Source organism: Novosphingobium sp. 550D, assembly GCF_057401885.1.
This window is the reverse complement of record NZ_CM171613.1, coordinates 44,127-63,543: the sequence shown is the minus strand read 5'-3', so window position 1 is coordinate 63,543 and position 19,417 is coordinate 44,127. Positions and strand designations below refer to the sequence as shown.

At 61.6% G+C, this 19,417-nt stretch carries 19 protein-coding genes; 12 read left to right on the top strand and 7 right to left on the bottom strand.

The window, feature by feature from the left end:
- Nucleotide 1: 1 nt before the first annotated feature.
- Together AC2S2E_RS00300 and AC2S2E_RS00295 are read left to right on the top strand one after the other, a co-directional pair.
- The gene (locus AC2S2E_RS00300; RefSeq protein ID WP_486523320.1) at nt 2-235 is read left to right on the top strand and encodes a MoaD/ThiS family protein; all 234 of its coding nucleotides are present in this window, start codon (nt 2-4) and stop codon (nt 233-235) included.
- Nucleotides 232-690, top strand: a complete 459-nt coding sequence (locus AC2S2E_RS00295; RefSeq protein WP_486523319.1) for a molybdenum cofactor biosynthesis protein MoaE — start codon at nt 232-234, stop codon at nt 688-690. The genes AC2S2E_RS00300 and AC2S2E_RS00295 overlap by 4 nt, the downstream gene beginning before the upstream one ends.
- Nucleotides 691-696: 6 nt before the next feature.
- On the opposite strand, the gene AC2S2E_RS00290 is transcribed toward AC2S2E_RS00295, so the two are convergent.
- The gene (locus tag AC2S2E_RS00290; protein ID WP_486523318.1) at nt 697-1,197 is read right to left on the bottom strand and encodes a hypothetical protein; all 501 of its coding nucleotides are present in this window, start codon (nt 1,195-1,197) and stop codon (nt 697-699) included.
- A gap of 384 nt (nt 1,198-1,581) precedes the next feature.
- On the opposite strand from AC2S2E_RS00290, the gene rplU reads away from it, so the two are divergent.
- From rplU to AC2S2E_RS00270, 4 genes are all read left to right on the top strand, one after another.
- Nucleotides 1,582-1,884: a 50S ribosomal protein L21 gene (rplU, locus tag AC2S2E_RS00285; RefSeq protein WP_168604976.1), complete on the top strand. Its 303-nt coding sequence runs from the start codon at nt 1,582-1,584 to the stop codon at nt 1,882-1,884.
- Nucleotides 1,885-1,902: 18 nt separating this feature from the next.
- On the top strand, nt 1,903-2,172 hold the full coding sequence (gene rpmA, locus AC2S2E_RS00280) for a 50S ribosomal protein L27 (protein ID WP_476105355.1): 270 nt from the start codon (nt 1,903-1,905) through the stop codon (nt 2,170-2,172).
- A gap of 293 nt (nt 2,173-2,465) precedes the next feature.
- On the top strand, nt 2,466-3,035 hold the full coding sequence (locus tag AC2S2E_RS00275; protein ID WP_486523317.1) for a GNAT family N-acetyltransferase: 570 nt from the start codon (nt 2,466-2,468) through the stop codon (nt 3,033-3,035).
- Between the two features lie 178 nt (nt 3,036-3,213).
- Nucleotides 3,214-3,822 (top strand): TetR/AcrR family transcriptional regulator, encoded by a 609-nt coding sequence (locus AC2S2E_RS00270; protein ID WP_476105353.1) that lies wholly within the window; start codon nt 3,214-3,216, stop codon nt 3,820-3,822.
- Here the strand turns inward: AC2S2E_RS00270 and ygfZ are convergent.
- Entirely contained in the window at nt 3,806-4,528 is a 723-nt protein-coding gene (gene ygfZ, locus AC2S2E_RS00265) for a CAF17-like 4Fe-4S cluster assembly/insertion protein YgfZ (protein WP_486523316.1), read from the bottom strand. The two genes, AC2S2E_RS00270 and ygfZ, sit on opposite strands and share 17 nt — an antisense overlap.
- A gap of 324 nt (nt 4,529-4,852) precedes the next feature.
- Between ygfZ and AC2S2E_RS00260 the strand changes: the two genes are divergently transcribed.
- Nucleotides 4,853-6,175 carry a dihydroorotase gene (locus AC2S2E_RS00260; protein WP_476105349.1) on the top strand — a complete coding sequence of 441 codons (1,323 nt, stop codon included), beginning with the start codon at nt 4,853-4,855 and terminating at the stop codon, nt 6,173-6,175.
- Between the two features lie 256 nt (nt 6,176-6,431).
- Here the strand turns inward: AC2S2E_RS00260 and AC2S2E_RS00255 are convergent, their stop codons facing one another.
- Nucleotides 6,432-7,406, bottom strand: a complete 975-nt coding sequence (locus tag AC2S2E_RS00255; RefSeq protein WP_486523315.1) for a cation diffusion facilitator family transporter — start codon at nt 7,404-7,406, stop codon at nt 6,432-6,434.
- A 326-nt stretch (nt 7,407-7,732) separates the two neighbouring features.
- On the opposite strand from AC2S2E_RS00255, the gene AC2S2E_RS00250 reads away from it, so the two are divergent.
- Entirely contained in the window at nt 7,733-10,255 is a 2,523-nt protein-coding gene (locus tag AC2S2E_RS00250; RefSeq protein WP_486523314.1) for a TonB-dependent receptor, read from the top strand.
- 338 nt (nt 10,256-10,593) lie between these two features.
- Here AC2S2E_RS00250 and mtgA read toward each other — a convergent pair whose 3' ends face one another.
- The 4 genes from mtgA to AC2S2E_RS00230 form a co-directional block, all read right to left on the bottom strand.
- The gene (mtgA, locus tag AC2S2E_RS00245) at nt 10,594-11,319 is read right to left on the bottom strand and encodes a monofunctional biosynthetic peptidoglycan transglycosylase (RefSeq protein WP_476105341.1); all 726 of its coding nucleotides are present in this window, start codon (nt 11,317-11,319) and stop codon (nt 10,594-10,596) included.
- 143 nt (nt 11,320-11,462) lie between these two features.
- Nucleotides 11,463-12,917 (bottom strand): UbiA family prenyltransferase, encoded by a 1,455-nt coding sequence (locus tag AC2S2E_RS00240; RefSeq protein WP_486523313.1) that lies wholly within the window; start codon nt 12,915-12,917, stop codon nt 11,463-11,465.
- Entirely contained in the window at nt 12,907-14,154 is a 1,248-nt protein-coding gene (locus AC2S2E_RS00235) for a hypothetical protein (protein WP_486523312.1), read from the bottom strand. Before AC2S2E_RS00235 ends, AC2S2E_RS00240 begins: the two co-directional genes overlap by 11 nt.
- Nucleotides 14,154-14,513: a DMT family transporter gene (locus tag AC2S2E_RS00230; protein ID WP_476105338.1), complete on the bottom strand. Its 360-nt coding sequence runs from the start codon at nt 14,511-14,513 to the stop codon at nt 14,154-14,156. The genes AC2S2E_RS00235 and AC2S2E_RS00230 overlap by 1 nt, the downstream gene beginning before the upstream one ends.
- Nucleotides 14,514-14,827: 314 nt before the next feature.
- Here AC2S2E_RS00230 and AC2S2E_RS00225 point away from each other — a divergent pair, with 314 nt between their 5' ends.
- The 4 genes from AC2S2E_RS00225 (at nt 14,828) to AC2S2E_RS00210 (ending at nt 19,391) form a co-directional block, all read left to right on the top strand.
- Nucleotides 14,828-15,241 (top strand): protocatechuate 4,5-dioxygenase subunit alpha, encoded by a 414-nt coding sequence (locus tag AC2S2E_RS00225; RefSeq protein WP_476105337.1) that lies wholly within the window; start codon nt 14,828-14,830, stop codon nt 15,239-15,241.
- Nucleotides 15,234-16,076 carry a class III extradiol dioxygenase family protein gene (locus AC2S2E_RS00220; RefSeq protein WP_476105335.1) on the top strand — a complete coding sequence of 281 codons (843 nt, stop codon included), beginning with the start codon at nt 15,234-15,236 and terminating at the stop codon, nt 16,074-16,076. The genes AC2S2E_RS00225 and AC2S2E_RS00220 overlap by 8 nt, the downstream gene beginning before the upstream one ends.
- Nucleotides 16,077-16,251: 175 nt before the next feature.
- Nucleotides 16,252-18,390 (top strand): PQQ-dependent dehydrogenase, methanol/ethanol family, encoded by a 2,139-nt coding sequence (locus AC2S2E_RS00215; RefSeq protein ID WP_486523311.1) that lies wholly within the window; start codon nt 16,252-16,254, stop codon nt 18,388-18,390.
- A 128-nt stretch (nt 18,391-18,518) separates the two neighbouring features.
- Nucleotides 18,519-19,391 carry an amidohydrolase family protein gene (locus tag AC2S2E_RS00210; RefSeq protein ID WP_486523310.1) on the top strand — a complete coding sequence of 291 codons (873 nt, stop codon included), beginning with the start codon at nt 18,519-18,521 and terminating at the stop codon, nt 19,389-19,391.
- The last annotated feature ends 26 nt before the right edge of the window (nt 19,392-19,417 follow it).

Here is a 19,417-nt window from a genome sequence, read left to right as displayed (position 1 = left end):
CGTGGCCAAGCTGGTGTTTCTGGGCAGGCTGGCCGATCTGGCCGGCGGGGCGGAGCGCGATGTGGCGCCCGGTGCTTTGGCGCAGGTTCTGGCCGGACTGGCGCCGGAATTGGTGCAGGCTTTGACCGGCCCGCGTGTCCGTCTGGCGCTGAATGGCGCGCTGGTTCAGGCCGAAGGGCTGGAATTGAGCGCCGGTGATGAACTGGCCTTTTTGCCGCCGGTGAGCGGCGGATGATCGACGTCCAACTGATCGAACAGGCCTTTGACGCCGGTGCCGCGGTACGCGACTTTGCCGCCGCGCATCCGCAATCGGGCGGCGTGGTCAGCTTTCTGGGGCAGGTCAGGGCCGATAATTCTGAACAAGGCGATGATGTCGAGGCGCTGGAGCTTCAGCATTACGCGCCGCTGACCCTGCCGGGGATGCAGGCGCTGGCCGATGATGTGATGGGGCGCTGGGCGCTTGATGGCCTGATGATCTGGCACCGGGTGGGCGAAATGGCGCCGGGTGATCCGATCGTGCTGGTGGCGGCCGCTTCTCGTCATCGGCGTGACGCCTTTGCCGCCGCCGATTTCGCGATGGACCATCTCAAGAGCGAGAGCTGGTTCTGGAAGCGCGAAAAGCGGGGCGGGCAATGGGCTTGGGTTGAACCGCGCGAACAGGATTACGCGGATCTGGCACGCTGGCGCTAAACGGGGTCAGCGGGGCAATTTCGCCCGCGCGGCGGTGAGAACCTTGTCCTGATTGGCCCCCATGGCGAGGATTTTGTCGCGCGCCGCTTCGATCAGCTTGGCCGCCGCGCGGGGTTTGCCGGGATTTTCCGGGGCATGGGCCATGCGGTCCTGCGTATACAATTCGTCGATATCCGCTTCGACAAGGCCGAGCGCGCCGCGCAGGCGTTCCAGATCGCTCAGGGCAAGGTTGGCTTGCTGCCATGCCTCGTCACCTGGTCTGGCGCCGCTCGCGGCCTTGAGGGCGCGTTCGGTTGCGGGGCGGGCGGCGTCAAAGGCCTTGTCCGCGTCATGGGCGGCGCGGCGCAGCGAATCGATTCGGGTGTTGATGTCGGCCGGCGTTTGATCCGGGTTGCTGACATCAACCGATGGTTTGGTTGCGGCGGCGGGATATTCTTCGGCCCGGCGCGCCAGCGAAGGATAAGAGGCCGTGCTGCATCCGGTCAGCACCAGGGCGGGAACCAACAAGGCCAAACCGGCGAATCGGGGCGTCCCATTGTGCGCCTTTGCGAATCGCCGCGATTGCGGGCTTGTGGATGAAGCGGTTTTTGCGATAGGGCCAAGCATGGTTGCGCCATAGCACGCCTGTTGGCATGCGCCAGAGGGCAGAAATCGGCCCGTGTTTGCCCCAGGTTTGCCGGTCGAAATGGGCCTTTATCGCATCGGGTGCATTGACACGAGTGGGCGGTTGCACTAACGGCGCAGCTTCTTTCCGAACCCTGCTGTGTGTGGTGGGGCTCGGCGCGTCGCTCGCGGCTCCTCGAATGACCGCCATGCCGGGCCAAAGCCCGGCGGCAGGTTTCGGGAAACGCGGCCGGGGCGGCCACGTAATTTTTTGAATGGATTTGTATCATGTTCGCTATCGTGCGCACGGGCGGTAAGCAGTATCGGGTCGCCGCCGGAGACAAGATTGCGGTCGAGAAGCTGGCTGGTGAAGCCGGTGAAACGATCACGTTGGGTGATGTTCTGCTGGCCGGCGAAGAAGGCGTTGTCGCCGACGCTTCGAAGGTTGTCGTTTCGGCTGAAATCATCGCTCAGGCGAAGTCGGAAAAGGTGATCGTTTTCAAGAAGCGTCGCCGTCACAACTATCGTCGCAAGAACGGCCACCGCCAGCTGCTTACGCTGCTGCGCATCGTGTCGGTCGCGGCCGCCTAAGCTCAGGAGTTTTCGACAATGGCACATAAGAAAGCAGGCGGTTCGTCGCGTAACGGTCGCGACTCGCAGTCCAAGCGCCTTGGCGTGAAGAAGTTCGGCAGCCAGCTGGTGATTGGTGGCAACATCATCATTCGTCAGCGCGGCACCAAGGTTTACCCCGGCGCCAACGTTGGCATGGGCAAGGATCACACGCTGTTCTCGCTGATCGAAGGCCGCGTGCGTTTCCACGAAGGCAAGCTCGGCCGCAAATACGTGTCGGTTGACGCTCTGGCCGAAGCCGCCGAGTAAGCGGATGGTCTATTTGGGCCATCCTGATGGGATGGCCCCGCCAAGGTTTTATCGCCTTGGCTGAACGAGGGAGAGGGGCCCGTCCCATCTCCCTCTTTTCGTTTCTCTTCCTCATCCACCGACCGGTGTGGCGCGACAATTTGGTCCGGCGTCAAGCGTCCGCTTGCGCTCGATCAATGCGGCATTGCGTCCGATGCGGTTCAGCATGCGCTGGATTGTGACCGGATCGTCACCACAATGTCACCTGCAGCGGTTAAGAGACCGCGCGGGGATGAGGATTTGGAGCGATAGACATGTTTTTCCGCAGCGAACGGCTGTTTCTGCGGCCTGCGTGGCCAGAAGACTGGAACGCGATTCACGCGGCGATCGATGACGAGGGTATCGTGCGCAATCTGGCGCGCGCGCCTTGGCCCTATACCGAAAATGACGCTCGCTGGTTCGCCAGCCAGCCGCAGGATGAACGCCTGCCGCATTTCCTGATCACGCGCCCCGGCGCCGAAGGCAGCGCGCTGGTCGGTTCGATCGGGTTGAGCGAGATCGAGGGCGAAGCCAACATCGGTTATTGGATCGCGCGTGCACATTGGGGGCAGGGCTATGCCACCGAGGCTGGGCGGGCGATGCTGGCGCTGGCCCGCGGGCTGGGGCACAAGCGTCTGGTTGGGCGGCATTTTCTGGACAATCCGGCGTCGGGTCTGGTTTTGCGTCGGTTGGGTTTCCGCCCAACGGATGAGCGCGGGCTGATCTTCAGCGCGGGGCGCGGCCGTGCGTGCCCTTCGGTTCGTCTGGAAATTGAATTGGAATCCGAGCAGGGGAATCAGGATGATTCCCCCAATGGAGGTATGGAAGGAAGGCGTGCGGCGTAATCAGAAGTTGCGCCATTCTTGTGAAAATGTCTGACATTACGCAAATCATCTGATGTGCGAATAAAAATTACAGCTTTAGCGGGGCGAAGCTTTCGCTTCTTGCTCGATCGTGCCTGAGCCTATATGGGACTTGGGTGTGATTGTGAGCCCGTTGGCTTGCGCTGTTTGGACAATGGACATGGCCACAAGGAAGCGCCTCTCGCCCGAAGCAAGTCGCAATGCTGCGTTGGAAGCGGCCCGCGATCTGTTGGTGGAACAGGGGCCGCAGGGCGTCACGCTCAAGGCGGTGGCGGCCCGCATCGGGCGTACCCATGCCAATCTTCTGCACCATTTCGGATCGGCGGCGGAACTGCAAAAAGCGTTGGCCGAACATATGGCTGTGTCGATCTGTGCGTCTGTTGCGCGCGCCGTTCTGGCGCAGCGTGACGGCAGCGGGACGGCGCGTGAAGTGGTCGATCTAGCCTTTGACGCGTTTGAAAAGCAGGGCGGCGGTCAGTTGGTAAGCTGGATGCGTCTGATCGGCAATGTCGACGCGTTGGACACGATTGTGCGTTCGATCCACGCCATTGTGGACGAGGTGCATGACGCGGGCGAAGTGTGCATGCGCCATGTGACGCAGACGCTCGTGCTGTTGGCGCTGGGCGATTCGCTGATTGGTGGACCTTTGGCCGATTCGCTGGAAATTGCCCGCGATTCGAGCCGCGAGATGGCCGCCCGCCTGATCGAAACCGAAGCGGTGCGGCTGGGCCTTGTTCCTGTTGAGCGTGCGCTTACGCCTCTGGGTTAAGGCTTTCCGCGCCGAACCATGCCGGGGGTGTGGTAATGTCGCCCACCCGCCAATGCTCGACCGACAGGCCAAGCGCGGGATAATCCACGATCCGGCGATCCTCGCGTGATTGCGCGGTGGGCACGACCACCACGCGGCGGTTGACCTTTTGCCGCCAATTCATGCGGGCGGTGTTTTCCTGTCCGACATAGCACCCCTTGGTAAAGGACACGCCGTTCAATTCGACGGCATTGCATTCCAGCCAGAGCAGATCGACGATTTCCGCGCCTTCGGCCACGCCCAGAGCAAGGCGGTGCGCCAGATAGGCCTCATCCACCGCCACTTCATCAACGGGCGCCAGCCAGCGATAGCCCAGTTCCGCAAGGCGCGGATCAGCGGTTCCGCCCTCCTGCGGCGACAGGCTCCAATGCACGGCCAAAGTTTCATCGCGCGCGATGGCGATGGCGCGGCGCAGGCGATACATCGACAGGCGTTTGACCACGCCATCGGCCTGATCGTGCGCGACATCCAGCAACAGGTCGGCCCCGTCGGCCCAAACGATGAAATCCGCGATCACCTTGCCCTGCGGCGTCAGCAGCGCGGCATAGGTTGGCAGCGCGCCCAGCACGACATCCTGCGTCACCAGCCCTTGCAGGAATTTGCGGACATCTTCCTGCGGGTCGGTTGGCGAGAGGCGGATTACGGCGCGGGTGGCGAGGTGAGTCATGGTGTCTAGGTGGGGATGAACAGGGGAAAAGGGAAGGGGGTTTTATGCCTCCGGCGGGAGTTTTGGGGTGCCTCCGGCGGGTAAAGGGCGGGGGCCCTTTGCAATCCCGTTTTGGGGTGGCGCATGACTGGCTACGCAGCATTTATTGGCATGTTTGGAAAGCCTGCGGCGCGGCAAGGTCGCGTTCAAGGTAAAATTCAGAGGCTGCGTTCGATACCTGCGGCTGAACCTATCGCGCAACGGCGACAGTCACGGGAGCGCGAGGGGCGAGTCCCTCGCATCTAAACCTTCATCTTCCCTCTAACCTGTGGCAAAGCGCAAAACATGACTCAAGCACCAGACCTTGTCCTCACCGGTGGCACTGTCCACACTCCCTCTGGCCCCGCGCAGGTTGATGTTGCCGTCCGTGATGGCAAAATCATCGGCATCGGCAGTTTTCCCGATGCGGCGCGCCGGATTGATTGCACCGGATTGGATGTATTGCCCGGCGTGATCGATTCGCAGGTCCATTTCCGCGAACCGGGGCTGGAATATAAGGAAGATCTGGAAAGCGGCAGCCGCTGTGCCGTGATGGGCGGGATTACCGCCGTGTTTGAAATGCCCAACACCAATCCCAACACCGATTCGGTGATGCGCGTGCATGACAAGCTGGAGCGCGCGCACCATCGCATGTGGTGTGACCACGCATTCTATGTCGGCGCGACAGCGGCCAATGCGCCCGATCTGGCCGAGCTGGAACGCATTCCCGGCACGGCGGGTGTCAAGATTTTCATGGGTGCCAGTACCGGCAGCCTGCTGGTCGCGCATGATGAGGAACTGGCCCGCGTTCTGGCCCATGGCACGCGGCGCGTGGCCATCCACGCCGAGGACGAGGACCGCATGAATGCGCGCAAGGATCTGCGCGTTGAAGGCGATGCATCATCGCACCCCGTATGGCGCGATGATGAAAGCGCGATGCTGGCGACCAGGCGCATCCTGAAGCTGGCGCGCGAGGCGCGTCGCCCGATCCACATCCTGCATGTGACCACGCCCGCAGAACTCGAACTGATCAGCCAGCACCGCGACATCGCCTCGTGTGAGGTGACGCCCCAGCATCTGACTTTGCGTGGCGAGGAAGCCTATCCGCGCCTTGGCACCTATGCCCAGATGAACCCGCCGATCCGCAGCGGCGCGCATGTCGACGGCCTGTGGCACTGGTTGCAGCAGGGCGTGCCCGATGTGATCGGCTCCGACCATGCGCCCCACACGATCGAGGAAAAGAGCAAGCCCTATCCGGCCAGCCCCAGCGGCATGCCGGGCGTGCAGACGCTGCTCCCGCTGATGTTGGACCATGTGCTGAATGGCCGCATGACGCTGGCCCGCCTGATCGATATGACCAGCGCGGGTGTCCAGCGCATCTTTGGTCTGCAATCCAAGGGCCGCATTGCGGTCGGCTATGACGCGGACTTCACCGTCGTCGACCTCAAGGGCCAGTTCACGATCACCGAAGATTGGCTCCAGAGCCGTTGCGGCTGGTCGCCCTATACCGGCATGGAACTGAAGGGCCGCGTCCTTGGCACGATCATCCGTGGCCATCAGGTTATGTGGGAAGCTCAACTGGCCGATAGCGCTGTGGGTGAACCGCTCAAGTTTGCAGGGGCGTTGTAAAGGGGAATTGATGCCTCCGGCGGGCAAAGGGCGACGGCCCTTTGCAATCCCGATACTGTCGATGTTGTGCGCCGGGTTCGGCCTTGGTGTCTAACGCGATTTTTGAATACTAAAGCCTGCGGCGCTGATCAGCGTAAGTTCTCCGCGCCGCAGGCTTTCTAAACATGGCGATAAACACAGCGTAGCCTTTCTGGCCCACCCCCTAACGGGATTGCAAAGGGCCGTCGTCCTTTGCCCGCCGGAGGCAAATGCCTCCTTAAACCACCTCATCCGAATGCAACGCGCACTGATGCCCACCATCGGTTTCGATCTGGATGGTGGCGTGGCCGATGCCAAAGTCATGTTCCATTTCATGCGCCAATTCGTGCAGGAACGCGTCGCCCGGATGGCCTGCGGGCATGATGAAATGGGCGGTCATGGCGGTATCGGTGGTGCTGATCGGCCATACGTGGAGGTCGTGGAGCGCGCTTACGCCGGGCTGGGCCAGGATGAAGGCCCGCAGCTTTTCCTCATTCACCGAGGCGGGGACGGCCAGCAGGCCCATCTGCACGGATTCTTTCAGCATCGACCAACTGCCCAGCGCGATCATCAGCGTGATGGCAAGGCTGGTGATCGGATCGATCCAGTTCCACGCGGTGAAATGGATGGCCAGACCGGCCAGAACCACGCCCGCCGACACCGCCGCGTCGGCCAGCAGATGCTGAAACGCCGCGCGCAGGTTGAGGTCATCCTTGCTGCCGCGGGCAAAGAGCATGGCCGACAGGCCGTTTACCGCAATACCGGCTGCGGCCACGACCATCATCAGGCCTGCCTGTGCGGGTTCGGGCGAGGTGAATTTTTGCAATGTTTCGATCAGGATCGCGCCCAGCGCCACCCAAAGCAATGCCGCATTGGCAAGCGCGGCCAGAATCGAGGCGCTCTTCATCCCATAGGTAAAGCGGCGTGATGGCGCCCGCGCGCTTAATCGCGCCGCACCCCAAGCCAGCAAAAGTGACAGGACATCCGACAGATTGTGCCCGGCATCGGCCAGCAACGCGGTCGAATGACCGATGACACCAGCCGCCGTTTCTATCAATACAAACAGAATGTTGAGCGAGGTGGCAATGGCAAAGGCCGAACCATGCGGCGTACCGTGCCCATGGTGGTGTCCGTGGTGATGCCCATGATGACCGCCGGCATGTGATTCGCCATGGTCGTGGTGGTGATGGTTGTGATGATGGCCGATGCCCATGGTTTTTCCTGATCTGCTGCGTTGCACAAATGTCGCACTGTAATCCAATTCGCAACAGCAGAATTTCCGCGCCAAATGTAGATTCCGCGCATTTTTCGTCAAGACTGCAACAAAGTTACATTGGTGTCAGTTGGGGGTGAAACAATCTTACGCTGTCACGCGTAATCCTGTCTCACGTCCCGATGTGTGTCAAAATTACGTCATAAACTGCTGTTTAGAAGCCACTCAAACATCGGTAGGTGTTTTGCATCCGAGTGTTTCCGGCCCCCTGAGGCGGGAGGCATTTCGGCCTTTTGAAACAATTCCGTCATGCAGGGGCATTCAGCATGCGCTTTATTAAAAACTCGGCTCTGGCCGTCAGCTCTTTCGCGATCGCAGCAGCCGTTGCTTCGCCCGCCTTCGCACAGTCGACCGGCGCGGTCGATTTCGAAAACACCATCGTTGTGACCGGCACCAAGGCCAAGGCGATCAATGGCGTTGATATTCCCGCCACGCCCAAGGCCAAGCAGGTTCTGGATCAGAGCTTCATTTCGAAGAACACCCCCGGTCAGTCGATCAACAGCGTGATCAACATGGTGCCCGGCGTTGTGTTTTTCAACGCCGACCCGTTCGGTTCGTCGGGCGGCACGATGTACATCCGCGGTTTCGACAGCAGCCGTATCTCGCAGACCTTTGACGGTATGCCGCTGAACGACACGGGCAACTATGCCCTGTATTCGAACCAGCAGCTTGACTCCGAACTGATCGAACAGGTCAACGTGAACCTTGGTTCGACCGACGTCGACAGCCCCACGGCTGCCGCTTCGGGTTCGACCGTCAACTATCGTTCGCGCGATCCGCTCAAGACGCCGCAGGTGCTGGGCGTGGGTTCGCTGGGCGACTTTGGCTTCAAGCGTCTGTTCGCCTCGGTCGACACGGGTGAAATCACCAAGTCGGGCCTGTCGGCATGGTTTGCCGGCAGCGTCAGCTCGAACCGCTTTATCGCCAACACCGGCGGCGGCGTGAAGAAGCAGCAGCTCAACTTCAAGGTGAAGCAGCCGCTGGGTGACAATGGCGACTTTATCTCGCTGGCCGGTCACTTCAACTTCAACCGCAACACGTTTGCGCCTTCGATGTCGATCCGCACGCTCAATTCAAACAGCATGCCGGTGAACAGCTCCAGCACGGGCCGCGCGGCCCTGAACTGGGACGAGGCCAAGTACAGCATCAATTGCGCCGACACGACCAGCTCGACCCGTTCGACCACGGGCTATGGCGCGTTTGAATGCCGCTACAACCCCTCGCGCACGGCCAATCTGCGCATGAACTCGCGCTTTGCCCTGAGCGACACGCTGACGCTGACCATTGACCCCAGCTTCCAGTACACCAAGGCCAATGGCGGCGGCGTGGGCACGCTGAGCGAAGGCACCTCGTCGACCGGCATGGTCGGCCTGGTCGGCGGCAGCTATTTTGCGGGCCGCGATGTGAACGGCGATGGCGCGATCACTTCGGGCATCCTGATGGGCAACGCCAACGAAACCGAAACCAACCGTATCGGCCTGATGACCTCGTTGCGTTGGAAGATCAGCCCGACCAACACGGTCCGCGTGGGTTATTCGTATGACCGCGGTCGCCACAAGCAGACCGGCGAAATCACGTTCCTGAATCCCCAGACGGGCTATTACAACACCTACTTCCCGATCGATCTGGCCATCACCGACAAGTATGGCAATGCGATCCAGCGCCGCAACCGCATGTCCTATGCGATCCTGCATCAGGTGTCGGGCGAATATAACGGCAAGTTCTTCGACGGTAAGCTCGACGTTCTGGCCGGTATCCGCGCGCCGTTCTTCAAGCGTAACCTGACGACCTTCTGCTTTGCCACCAATGGCACCGGCGGTTACGATTGCCCCAGCCCGCAGGATCAGGCCGCCTATGCCGCCGCCAACCCCACCTATGGCGTGCCGCAGAACCGCAATTTCAACTATAACAAGGTTCTGCCCAACGTAGGCTTCACGCTGGCGCTGGCGCAGGGCACCTCGCTCTATGCCAACTACTCGAAGGGTCTGCAGGTTCCGGGTACGGACACGCTGTACAACTCGTTCTTCTATGCCGTGAATTCGGCCAGCGGCAGCCCGAAGGCGGAAACCTCGGACAACTTTGACGTGGGTCTGCGCTTCCGTTCGGGCCGTATCAGCGCCTCGCTGGGCGGTTGGTACACGATGTTCTACAACAAGATCTCGCAGGTCTATGACCAGAACACGCAGGTCTCGCTCTACACCAACCTGGGCAAGGTGGAAAAGTATGGCGTTGACGCCACCGTGACCTGGAAGGCCGACGACCACTTCTCGGTCTATGCCTTTGGTTCGTGGAACAAGTCGCGCATCCTTGATAACATCATCAATGGCGCAACGGCTGGGACGACGACCGCCAGCGACGGTACCGTCTATCTGATCAACTCGGGCGGGGCGTCGTACATCCCGGCAGCCGGCAAGCGTGAAGCAGGCGTTCCGGTCTATACCGCCGGCGCCAACTTCGAAGCTAACTTTGATCCGATCAGCTTTATGGTGACGGTCAAGAACACCGGCAAGCGCTACTACAACATGGCCAACCTGCCGGTTTACAGCAGCGGCGTTCGCGTCAATGACGCCGCGGCGCCTGCCTATACCACGGTTGACCTGAACGCCCGCATCAAGCTGGCTCCCTTCGGCCTGAAGTCGGACAAGAGCTTTGTTCAGCTGAACCTGGTGAACATGTTCAACAAGTTCTACATCGGCGGCTTCACCGGTCAGAACGGTGCAACCTCGGTTCCGACCATGTACCTGCCCGTTCCCCGCACGTTCATGGCGACGCTCAGCCTCGCTTATTGATCGTAGCCGGATGGCTTGAAAAGAAAGGGCGCTCCGGTTCGGGGCGCCCTTTTTCGTTGCGGGGTGATGGGGGTGTTTGCCTCCGGCGGGCAAAGGGCGGGGGCCCTTTGCAATCCCGTTATGGGGGAGGCGCCAAGAAGGCCACGCGGTGCCTGTTGATATGATCTGAAAGCCTGCGGCGCGGAAAAGGCATCGCTGGCCAGCGCCGCAGGCTTTAATATTCAAATATCGCGCCCAACCCCCAAGGTCGAACCCATTGCACAACGCCGACAGTATCGAGATTGCAAAGGGACAAGTCCCTTTGCCCGCCGGAGGCATCAAACAGCCCCCCACAAACCTCACTGATAAATACAATCATCCTGATCATTGCGGCGCACCACCCCGGACCGCTTGGCAATGGTGTTGCCATGGCGGCGGGTAAAGCCGGTGGCGCCCACGACCGCGCGCTTTTTGGGGCTGGGCAGGGCGGCGGCGATGCGGGCGGCCTCGATTTGCGTGAGGCGCGCGGCGGAGTGGCGGAAGTAGCGTTGTGCGCCTGCTTCGACGCCATAGGTGCCGATGCCGGTTTCCGCGACGTTGAGGTACACTTCCATGATCCGCCGCTTGGGCCACAGGTTCTCGATCAGCACGGTGAACCAGGTTTCCAGACCTTTGCGGATATAGCGGGTGATGCCGCTGCCCTGCCACAGGAAGGTGTTTTTGGCGGTCTGTTGGCTGATGGTTGAACCGCCGCGCAACTTGCTGCCATCGCCCGCCAGATTGCGTTCGAGCGCATATTCGATGCCCGCCCCGTCAAAGCCGTGGTGGACGCAAAAGCGCGAATCCTCGCCCGCGATGACCGCGTCCACCATTTTGCGGTCGATGCGCGAGAGGGGCGTCCACGATTTTTCGAAACCGTTTTTGTCGAACAGCATGGTCAACGTGACCGGCGGCGGCACCACGCGATAGATCAGCGTCATGGCCACAGACAGGCCGACAAACCACAAGATGGCCATGGCCAGATACCAGCCAAGGCGAAAACGTAAGGAGCGATCCGCTTTGGGGCGGGCGAAGAAGCTTGCCATGGCGGCAGTTTAACGAGGGAAGGGGCCGCCCTCAAGCCGCCCCTTAAAGCGTTTTCCGATCATTCGGGATCGGAAAATGCGACTAGCCCGCGCGGCGCTTGAGCGTCGCTTTTCCGTTCGCGTCAGCTTGAACGGAAATCGCTCTAAGCAATCCCGAGCTGCGGCAGCCAGTGCCCGATGGCGGTGAATTTCGCCGCGATCAGGATAGCGCCCAGCACGCCGGCCACAGCCATGCTCTTGGCATCGGTAATGGCAAAGGCCACAGGGTCGCTGTCCACCTGTCCCCGGCGGCCCATCATCCAGATCCGGTTGAGCCAGTAGAGCAGCGGCAAAGGCAGCAGCCAGAGCAATTGCGGCGTGGCATAGGTGCCGGTCTTGCCCATCGCCTCGGCAAACAGGACCATGACCAGGATCGAGACCATGCCGGCGGCCAGCCCGCTGATCGCGACGATTTCCGTGTCGGAGCGGGTATAGCCGCGCCCGGAGAGCAGTTCGTCGGGCTCACGCGCGCTGCTGCGCAATTCGACATAGCGCTTGAGGTAGCCGAGGCTGAGGAAGAAAAAGACGCTGAACAGCAGCAGCCACGATGACACCGGCACTGCAATCGCCGCCGCCCCCGCGATGATGCGGATCGTATAGAGGCATGCCAGCGTCAAAACGTCGGCAATCATCGCCGCTTTCAATCGCATCGAATAGGCCAGCGTCAGGCCGAAATAGGTCGCCATGGCGGAGAAACTGGGCACGCCCAATTGCCACGCCAGAGCAAGCCCCGCCACCGCGAAAGCCACACAAGCCACCAGCGCCAGCGGGATCGGCAGCGCGCCGCTGGCCAACGGGCGGTGGCGCTTTTTGGCATGGGCGCGGTCGCTTTCGATATCGAGCAGGTCGTTGAGCAGATAGACCGAGGAGGCGATCAGGCTCATCGCGGCAAAGGCGAGGAGCGATTGGGCAATCGCCGAAGGATTGGCCAGCAGGCCCGACGAAGCCAGCGGCACAAAGACCAGCGCGTTCTTGGCCCATTGATGCGGGCGTGCGGCCTTGATCAGCGCGCGCAAACGGCTGCGCGGGGCGGCGATGCGTTCTTCATGCGCCATGCCGGTGGGGGCCTCGACGGTATAGGCGATGCGGGCCTGTTGCCAGATGCTGCGGTCGGCGCTGCAATCGCCGACATAGTCGAAGGGTTGATTGTCCAAAGCATCGCGGATCGCGGACAGCTTGGCCCCGCCCTTGGCATTGCGGCGCGCACCGCTGGCGATGACGTCGTCAAACAGGCCCAGATGGTTGGCCACCCGGCGGGCGTTGCGCCAATGGGCGGCGCTGGCCAGAATGACGCGGCGGCGCTGACGGCGGGCGTGGGCGATCAATTCGATCACTTCGGGCCGATAATTGAGCGTGGCCGGATTGACCGGCGCGCGGCGGGCCAGCAGGCTTTTCAACCGCGCGCGTCCCCGGATCATCGCCCAAAGCACGGCCAGCATGGCGACAAACCCGCGCTTGGCCTGTGTTACGCAGGCCTCCATCGCCAGATCGCCCGTGATCAGGGTGCGGTCCAGATCGACCACCAGAACGGTGTCATCGGTGATGCGTTCATGCAGCATGCGCGCTCTCCTTGCGAGGCAGACGATGGGTGATGATTTCCGACAGCGCCGCCGATGCCATGATGATCAGCAAAGGCATGATCGGGTCGCGATAACGCTCGATAATATAGGCGAGGCTGTGCAGGGCCCAGAAGCCGCTGATCGCACCCAGCAGCACAATCTGGCGCGGGCGGGTGATGCCGGGCAGGATGATGCACAGCGCGGCCAGCGTGATGAACAGCAGATATTGCACCACCTCGAACAGGCGGACGTAGGTGACTGCGGGCGAGAGCGCGAAATCATTGGAGTCGGGCAAATTGGGCGCCCAGAAAGCGGCCAGTTTGACGCCGGCCAGTCGCATGACCTGCGCCGGGTTTTGCCCTATCCATTCGCGCGCCATCGCGCCCAAGGCCGCACTGGCCCCCGCTTCGCCCAGGTGGTCGCGCATGGCGTGCCATTGCGGGCCGACGGGCGTGGCGGCGATCGAGATGAAGCGGCCCGTCGCGGCGGGGTTGTTGCCGATATAGAGGTTAAAGCCGGTGTTGGTGGACAGGGTCGGCTTGCCCAGCATCGCCTGGGTCGCCATGCCCCATGGGGCCAGAACCAGCGCGGCGCCCGCGCCCATGGCCAAGGCGGGGGCCAGCATCCGGCGCGGCGATTTGCCCAGCGCCGTCGCGATCAGCGGCGCGGCAATCAACGGCAGCGCCGAGGAACCGGCAAGCACAGCCGCGCCCCATGTCGCCCCCGCCGCCGCCGCCAGAGGCAGGCTGAAGGGCGAGCGCAGCAAACGCAGCGCCAGCCACATCACGCCCAGCAACAGCGGCGTCGAGAGGTTTTCCCGCGCCACCATCGTGCAATTCCAGATCCCCGGCAGCCACAGCGCATAGCCCAGCAGCGCCAGCTTGCGCCCCAGATCGCCCAAACCAGCCTGCGCCGCGACCATCACCACCAACATGCCCGCCACCAGCGCAAGGGCAAGATTGACGCCAAAGGCCACCTGCGCGCTGGCCCCGAACAGGGCGAAGAAGGGCGTCAGCACCAGCGGATAGCCGATGGAATAAAACGCATGTTGCCCCAGATTATCGACCGGCCACCCGCCATCGGCCATCGTCTGGGCCAATGTGAAATAGGCCAGACCATCGCTTTGCAGCGGTTGGGGCAGGGCGAAATGCGCCGCCAGTCGGATCGTCACCACCAGCAAGAGCAGCGAGTTGATCGAGAGCGCAGGCGCGCGGGCCGGGGCGGGAGTGGCGGCCATTATGCGATGCTCCTTGACACACAGACGCAGCCCAGCGCGATCAGCAAGGTGCCCGCGATGCGGATGGGGCTGATGCTCTCGCCCAGAGCAAGAACGCCCAGCGCCATGGTCAGGATGAAGCCGAGGCCGACAAAGGGGTAGGCCGCGCTGAGCGGCAGGCGGGCAAGGACATAAAGCCACAGGATCGCCCCCAGCCCATAAAGCCCGAAACCGGCCACCACCCATGGCGATTGAAGGAAGGCGATGCCCGCCCCGGCACCAGCCGCGCGCACCTGTCCCACGCCCATTTTGAGCAGCAGTTGCGCCACAGCGGACATGGCCACGCTGGTCATGATCAGCATCAAAAGGGCCGGTTGCATCGATTCCTCCTTCGGTATTGGCCGGGTATCTCGCGAAAACCCTTGGCTAGGAAGCTCGGTAACCATCCCGATTGCCCCCATGTGCCGGAATGAGACGAAGCCGCGCGGGAGGTTAATTTTCAAAGGGGCGTCAGCAGGTTGTGGGTAAAAGAATTTCGCAAAATTTATACCCCGTCCTGCATCTGAATGCGCGCAATTCTGCGGTTGGCGACGTGGCTTGATCAGGATCAAAGAGCGGGGACAAATTGTAAGTGATGCACACCAAGTCAGCCGATCAACCGGATCGGCATCCGACATGTTCTGGAGAGAATGTGATGTCTGGACCCCATGATCAGGGCGCGCCAATACCCGGCACCCATCTGTTCGATGGCGATGCGGCGGCCAAGGGCTTTGCGCTGAACGCCATGTGCTATTCCTTTAACGAGGCTGCCAACCGTCAGGCCTTCCTTGATGACGAGGAAGCCTATTGCGCGAAATTCAACCTGACCCCGGCCCAGCGCGAGGCGGTGGCGGCACGCAGCGTGCTGGGCATGATCGCGGCGGGCGGCAACATCTACTATCTTGCCAAGCTGGCCGGGATTTTCGGGCTGAACGTGCAGGACGTCGGATCGATGCAGACCGGCGTTTCGGTCGACCGTTTCAAGGCCATGCTGATGGCGCAGGGCGAAGGTCAATCATATGAAGAGGCGCATGACGCCATGATCGAAAAGGAGAAGGTCCATGGCTGAAATCGTCGGCGCCTATTTCACCAGCCACGTTCCCGCGATCGGCGGGGCCATCCACAAGGGGTTGCAACAGGAACCCTATTGGAAGCCTTTCTTCGACGGTTATCAAAAGGTCCACGAATGGCTGGCACAGGTGAAGCCTGATGTCGCCATTGTGTTCAACAATGACCATGGGCTCAACTTCTTCCTGGACAAGATGCCCACTTTTGCCGTGGGCGCGGCGGCGGAATATCACAATGCCGATGAAGGCTGGGGCTTGCCTCTGTACAAGCCCTTTGCGGGCCACACCGAATTGAGCTGGCACATCATCAATTCTCTGGTCGAGGATGAGTTCGACATTACCACCTGTCAAAAGATGCTGGTGGATCATGCGCTCTCGATCCCGTTTGAACTGGCATGGCCCGATGTTGCGGCATGGCCGGTCAAGATCGTCCCCTTTGCCATCAACACGGTGCAGCACCCGCTGCCCTCGGCCAAGCGTTGCCTTGCGCTGGGTCAGGCGGTGAACAAGGCGTTGGAAAGCTGGACCGGGGATGAGCGGATCGTCATCATCGGCACGGGCGGCCTGTCGCACCAATTGGACGGCGAGCGTGCCGGTTTCATCAACCGCGACTATGACACGTTCTGCATGGACAATCTGTCGGTCGATCCGGCGGCATTGACGAAGGATTCGATCCACGAGATGGTGCGTAAGGCGGGGACGCAGGGGGTCGAAGTGCTCAACTGGATCGCCGCGCGCGGGGCCTTGGGCGTGGAACCTGCAACCGAGATCCACCGCAATTATCACATCCCCATTTCGAACACGGCGGCCGCCACCATGTTGATGGAACCGGCCTGAAATCAAATGCCTGCCCCGGCCCCGCCTTCCCTGTCCGTCAACATCGGCGGCGCATGGGGGCGGGGTCGATTGCTTTCAATTGTTAGCTTTTCTCCCCCTTGACCACCCCTCTAAAAACCGTAAGCATTGCATACAGTCGAGACGCCGCGAAGACGCAGGCGCCGAAGGAGAGGTTATGCAAGCGCAAGCAAGGTCAGGGGCGAAACACGCCCTGTGTCTGGGTGGTCTGTTGGCGGGGGCCGCCGCATTGGCGCTGTCGGGCGTCGCCACCGGGGCGGGCAAGGCAAAATTTGCCGTCAATGCCGCCGCCATCGCCGCATCGGGCGACAGGGGGGACAATTGGCTCAGCCACGGCCGGACCTATGACGAGCAGCGCTTCAGCCCTCTGAACCAGATCAATGCTGGAAATGTGAATCAGCTTGGGCTGGCATGGTATGCCGATCTCGACACCACGCGCGGTCAGGAAGCCACGCCGCTGGTGATCGACGGGGTTATCTATACGACGACGGCATGGTCAAAGGCCAAGGCGTATAATGCGCTGACGGGCAAGCTGATTTGGGAATATGACCCCAAGGTTCCGGGCGAAACCGCGGTCAAGGCGTGTTGCGATGTGGTCAATCGCGGCATGGGCGCGTGGGGCGACAAGCTGTTCTATGGCACGCTGGACGGGCGGCTGATCGCGCTGGACCGCACCACCGGGCGTTTGTTGTGGTCGACGGTGACGGTGGACCGGACCAAGCCCTATACGATCACCGGCGCGCCGCGCGTTATCAACGGCGTGGTCATCATCGGCAATGGCGGCGCGGAAATGGGCGTGCGTGGGTTTGTCGCGGGCTATGACGTCAACACCGGCAAGCAACTCTGGAAATTCTATACCGTTCCCGATCAGCCGGGCAAGAACAAGGAAGCCTATCTCAAGCGTGCCGAGGCGACGTGGAAGGGCGAGTGGTGGAAGCTGGGCGGGGGCGGCACGGTCTGGGATTCGATGGCCTATGACCCCGCGCTCGACCTGCTCTATATCGGCGTGGGCAATGGGTCGCCGTGGAACCAGTCTTATCGCTCGCCGGGCGGGGGGGATAATCTCTATCTCTCCTCCATCGTCGCGGTGCGTCCCAAGACCGGCCAATATGTATGGCATTTTCAGGAAACGCCGGGTGAGACATGGGATTTCACCGCCACCCAGCACATCGTTCTGGCCGATCTGATGATCGACGGGCGGATGCGCAAAGTGTTGATGCACGCGCCCAAGAATGGCTTTTTTTATGTGGTCGACCGTCAGACCGGACAGTTCATCAAGGGCAAGAATTTCGTGCCGATGAATTGGGCCACCGGGCTTGACCCCAAGACCGGCCGCCCGATCGAAAATCCAGAGGCGCGGTTCGACAAGACGGGCAAGCCTTTCGTCTCGATGCCCGGCGCGGGCGGGGCGCACAGCTGGCAGCCAATGGCCTATGATCCCCGGCAAAAGCTGATGTTCATCCCGGCCAATATCGCGGCCTTTCCCTATGTGCCCGAGGAAAAGTGGAAGGCGGCCAAATATGGTTTCAACAATGGTTTGAACCAAGGCGCCGCCGCCATGCCCGCCAACAATGACGTGCGCGAAGTGGCCAAGGCGGCCACGCGCGGCGCGCTGATCGCGTGGGATCCGGTGACGCAGACCGAAAAGTGGCGCGTGGATTATCCCGGCCCGTCGAACGGCGGGTTGTTGGCGACGGCGGGCGATCTGCTGTTTCAGGGAACGGCCAAGGGCGATTTCGTCGCCTATTCCTCGTTGGACGGCAAGAAGCTGTGGTCTTTTGACGCGCAGACCGGCGTGATTGCCGCGCCCGTCACCTTTACCGTCAAGGGTCAGCAATATGTTGCCGTGATGGCGGGCTGGGGCGGGATCTGGCCGCTGGCCACGGGCGCGCTGGCGTGGAAATCGGGGCCGGTGCGCAATATCAGCCGGTTGCTGGTGTTCAAGATGGGCGGCCAGGCGCAATTGCCCGCCAAGCCAGACCCCAATTTCGGCCCGCTCGACCCTCCGGCCCAGACCGCCAGCAAGGAAGTGGTGGCCAAGGGTGCCTATACGTTCGGGCGTTTCTGCGGCGTGTGCCATGGCGATGCGGCCATTGGCGGGGGCGTGGTCCCCGACCTGCGCCACAGCGCGGCGCTGGGCAGCCCGGAGACATGGCAGGCGATTGTGCATGACGGCGCGCTGAAAGCCAATGGCATGATCGGTTGGTCCAAACAGTTGAGCCGCGAGGAGATCGATGCCATCCGCCATTATGTCATTGCGCGTGCGCATGAGGATAAGGCGCTGGGCGAGAAATAGGCGGTCGACCGAAGGCGCGTGAACGTCTTAATGCTGCGTCGGGCCGAACCCATGACGCCACAAAATCAGTAACGGGAGCGCGAGGGTTTAGGCCCTCGCATCCTTCCCCCTGACATCTTGGATAAACCATGCCCATCGACCTTACCAAAATCCGAGCCATCGATGTGCATGTGCATGCCGAAGTATCGTGCCACGACCCGGAAGACCCGGTGATGGGCCAGTTTTTCGACGCGGCCAGCGCTTATTTCAAGGCCCCGCGTGAACGGCCCAAGATGCCCGAGATTGTCGAGATCTATCGCGAGGCGCAGATTGCCTTTTGCCTGTTCACGGTCGATTGCGAGAGCCATATCGGGGCCAAGCGGGTTTCCAATTTCGAGATCGCCGAATTTGCGGCCAAGCATGATGACATCTGCATCCCCTTTGCCAGCATCGACCCGCACAAGGGCCGCATGGGGGCGCGGGAGGCGCGCGATCTGGTGGAGAATTGCGGGGTCAAGGGTTTCAAATTCCACCATATCATGCAGGGCTGCGCGCCCGCAGACCAGATGGCCTATCCGATTTACGAGATCATCAACCACTATAAATTGCCCGCGATTTTCCACACCGGCCATTCGGGCATGGGCACGGGGATGCGCGGCGGCGGGGGCGTGCGGCTGAAATATGGTCAGCCGATGCTGGTGGATGATGTGGCGGTCGATTTTCCCGATATGAAGATCATTCTGGCCCATCCGTCATGGCCTTGGGTGGATGAGAGCCTGTCGATGGCGCTGCACAAAACCAATGTTTACATCGATCTGTCGGGCTGGAGCCCCAAATATTTCGCGCCCCAGATCATCCAGTACGCCAACACGCAACTGCGCAACAAGATGCTGTTCGGCAGCGATTTCCCGCTGATCCACCCCGACAAATGGCTGGACGCAGCGCGCGGCGTTGGATTCCGCGAGGAGATCCTGCCGGGCATCATGAAGGATAATGCGGCGCGCCTGCTCGGTTTGATCTGAGAGGAAGACGCCAAAGAAGGAGAGAG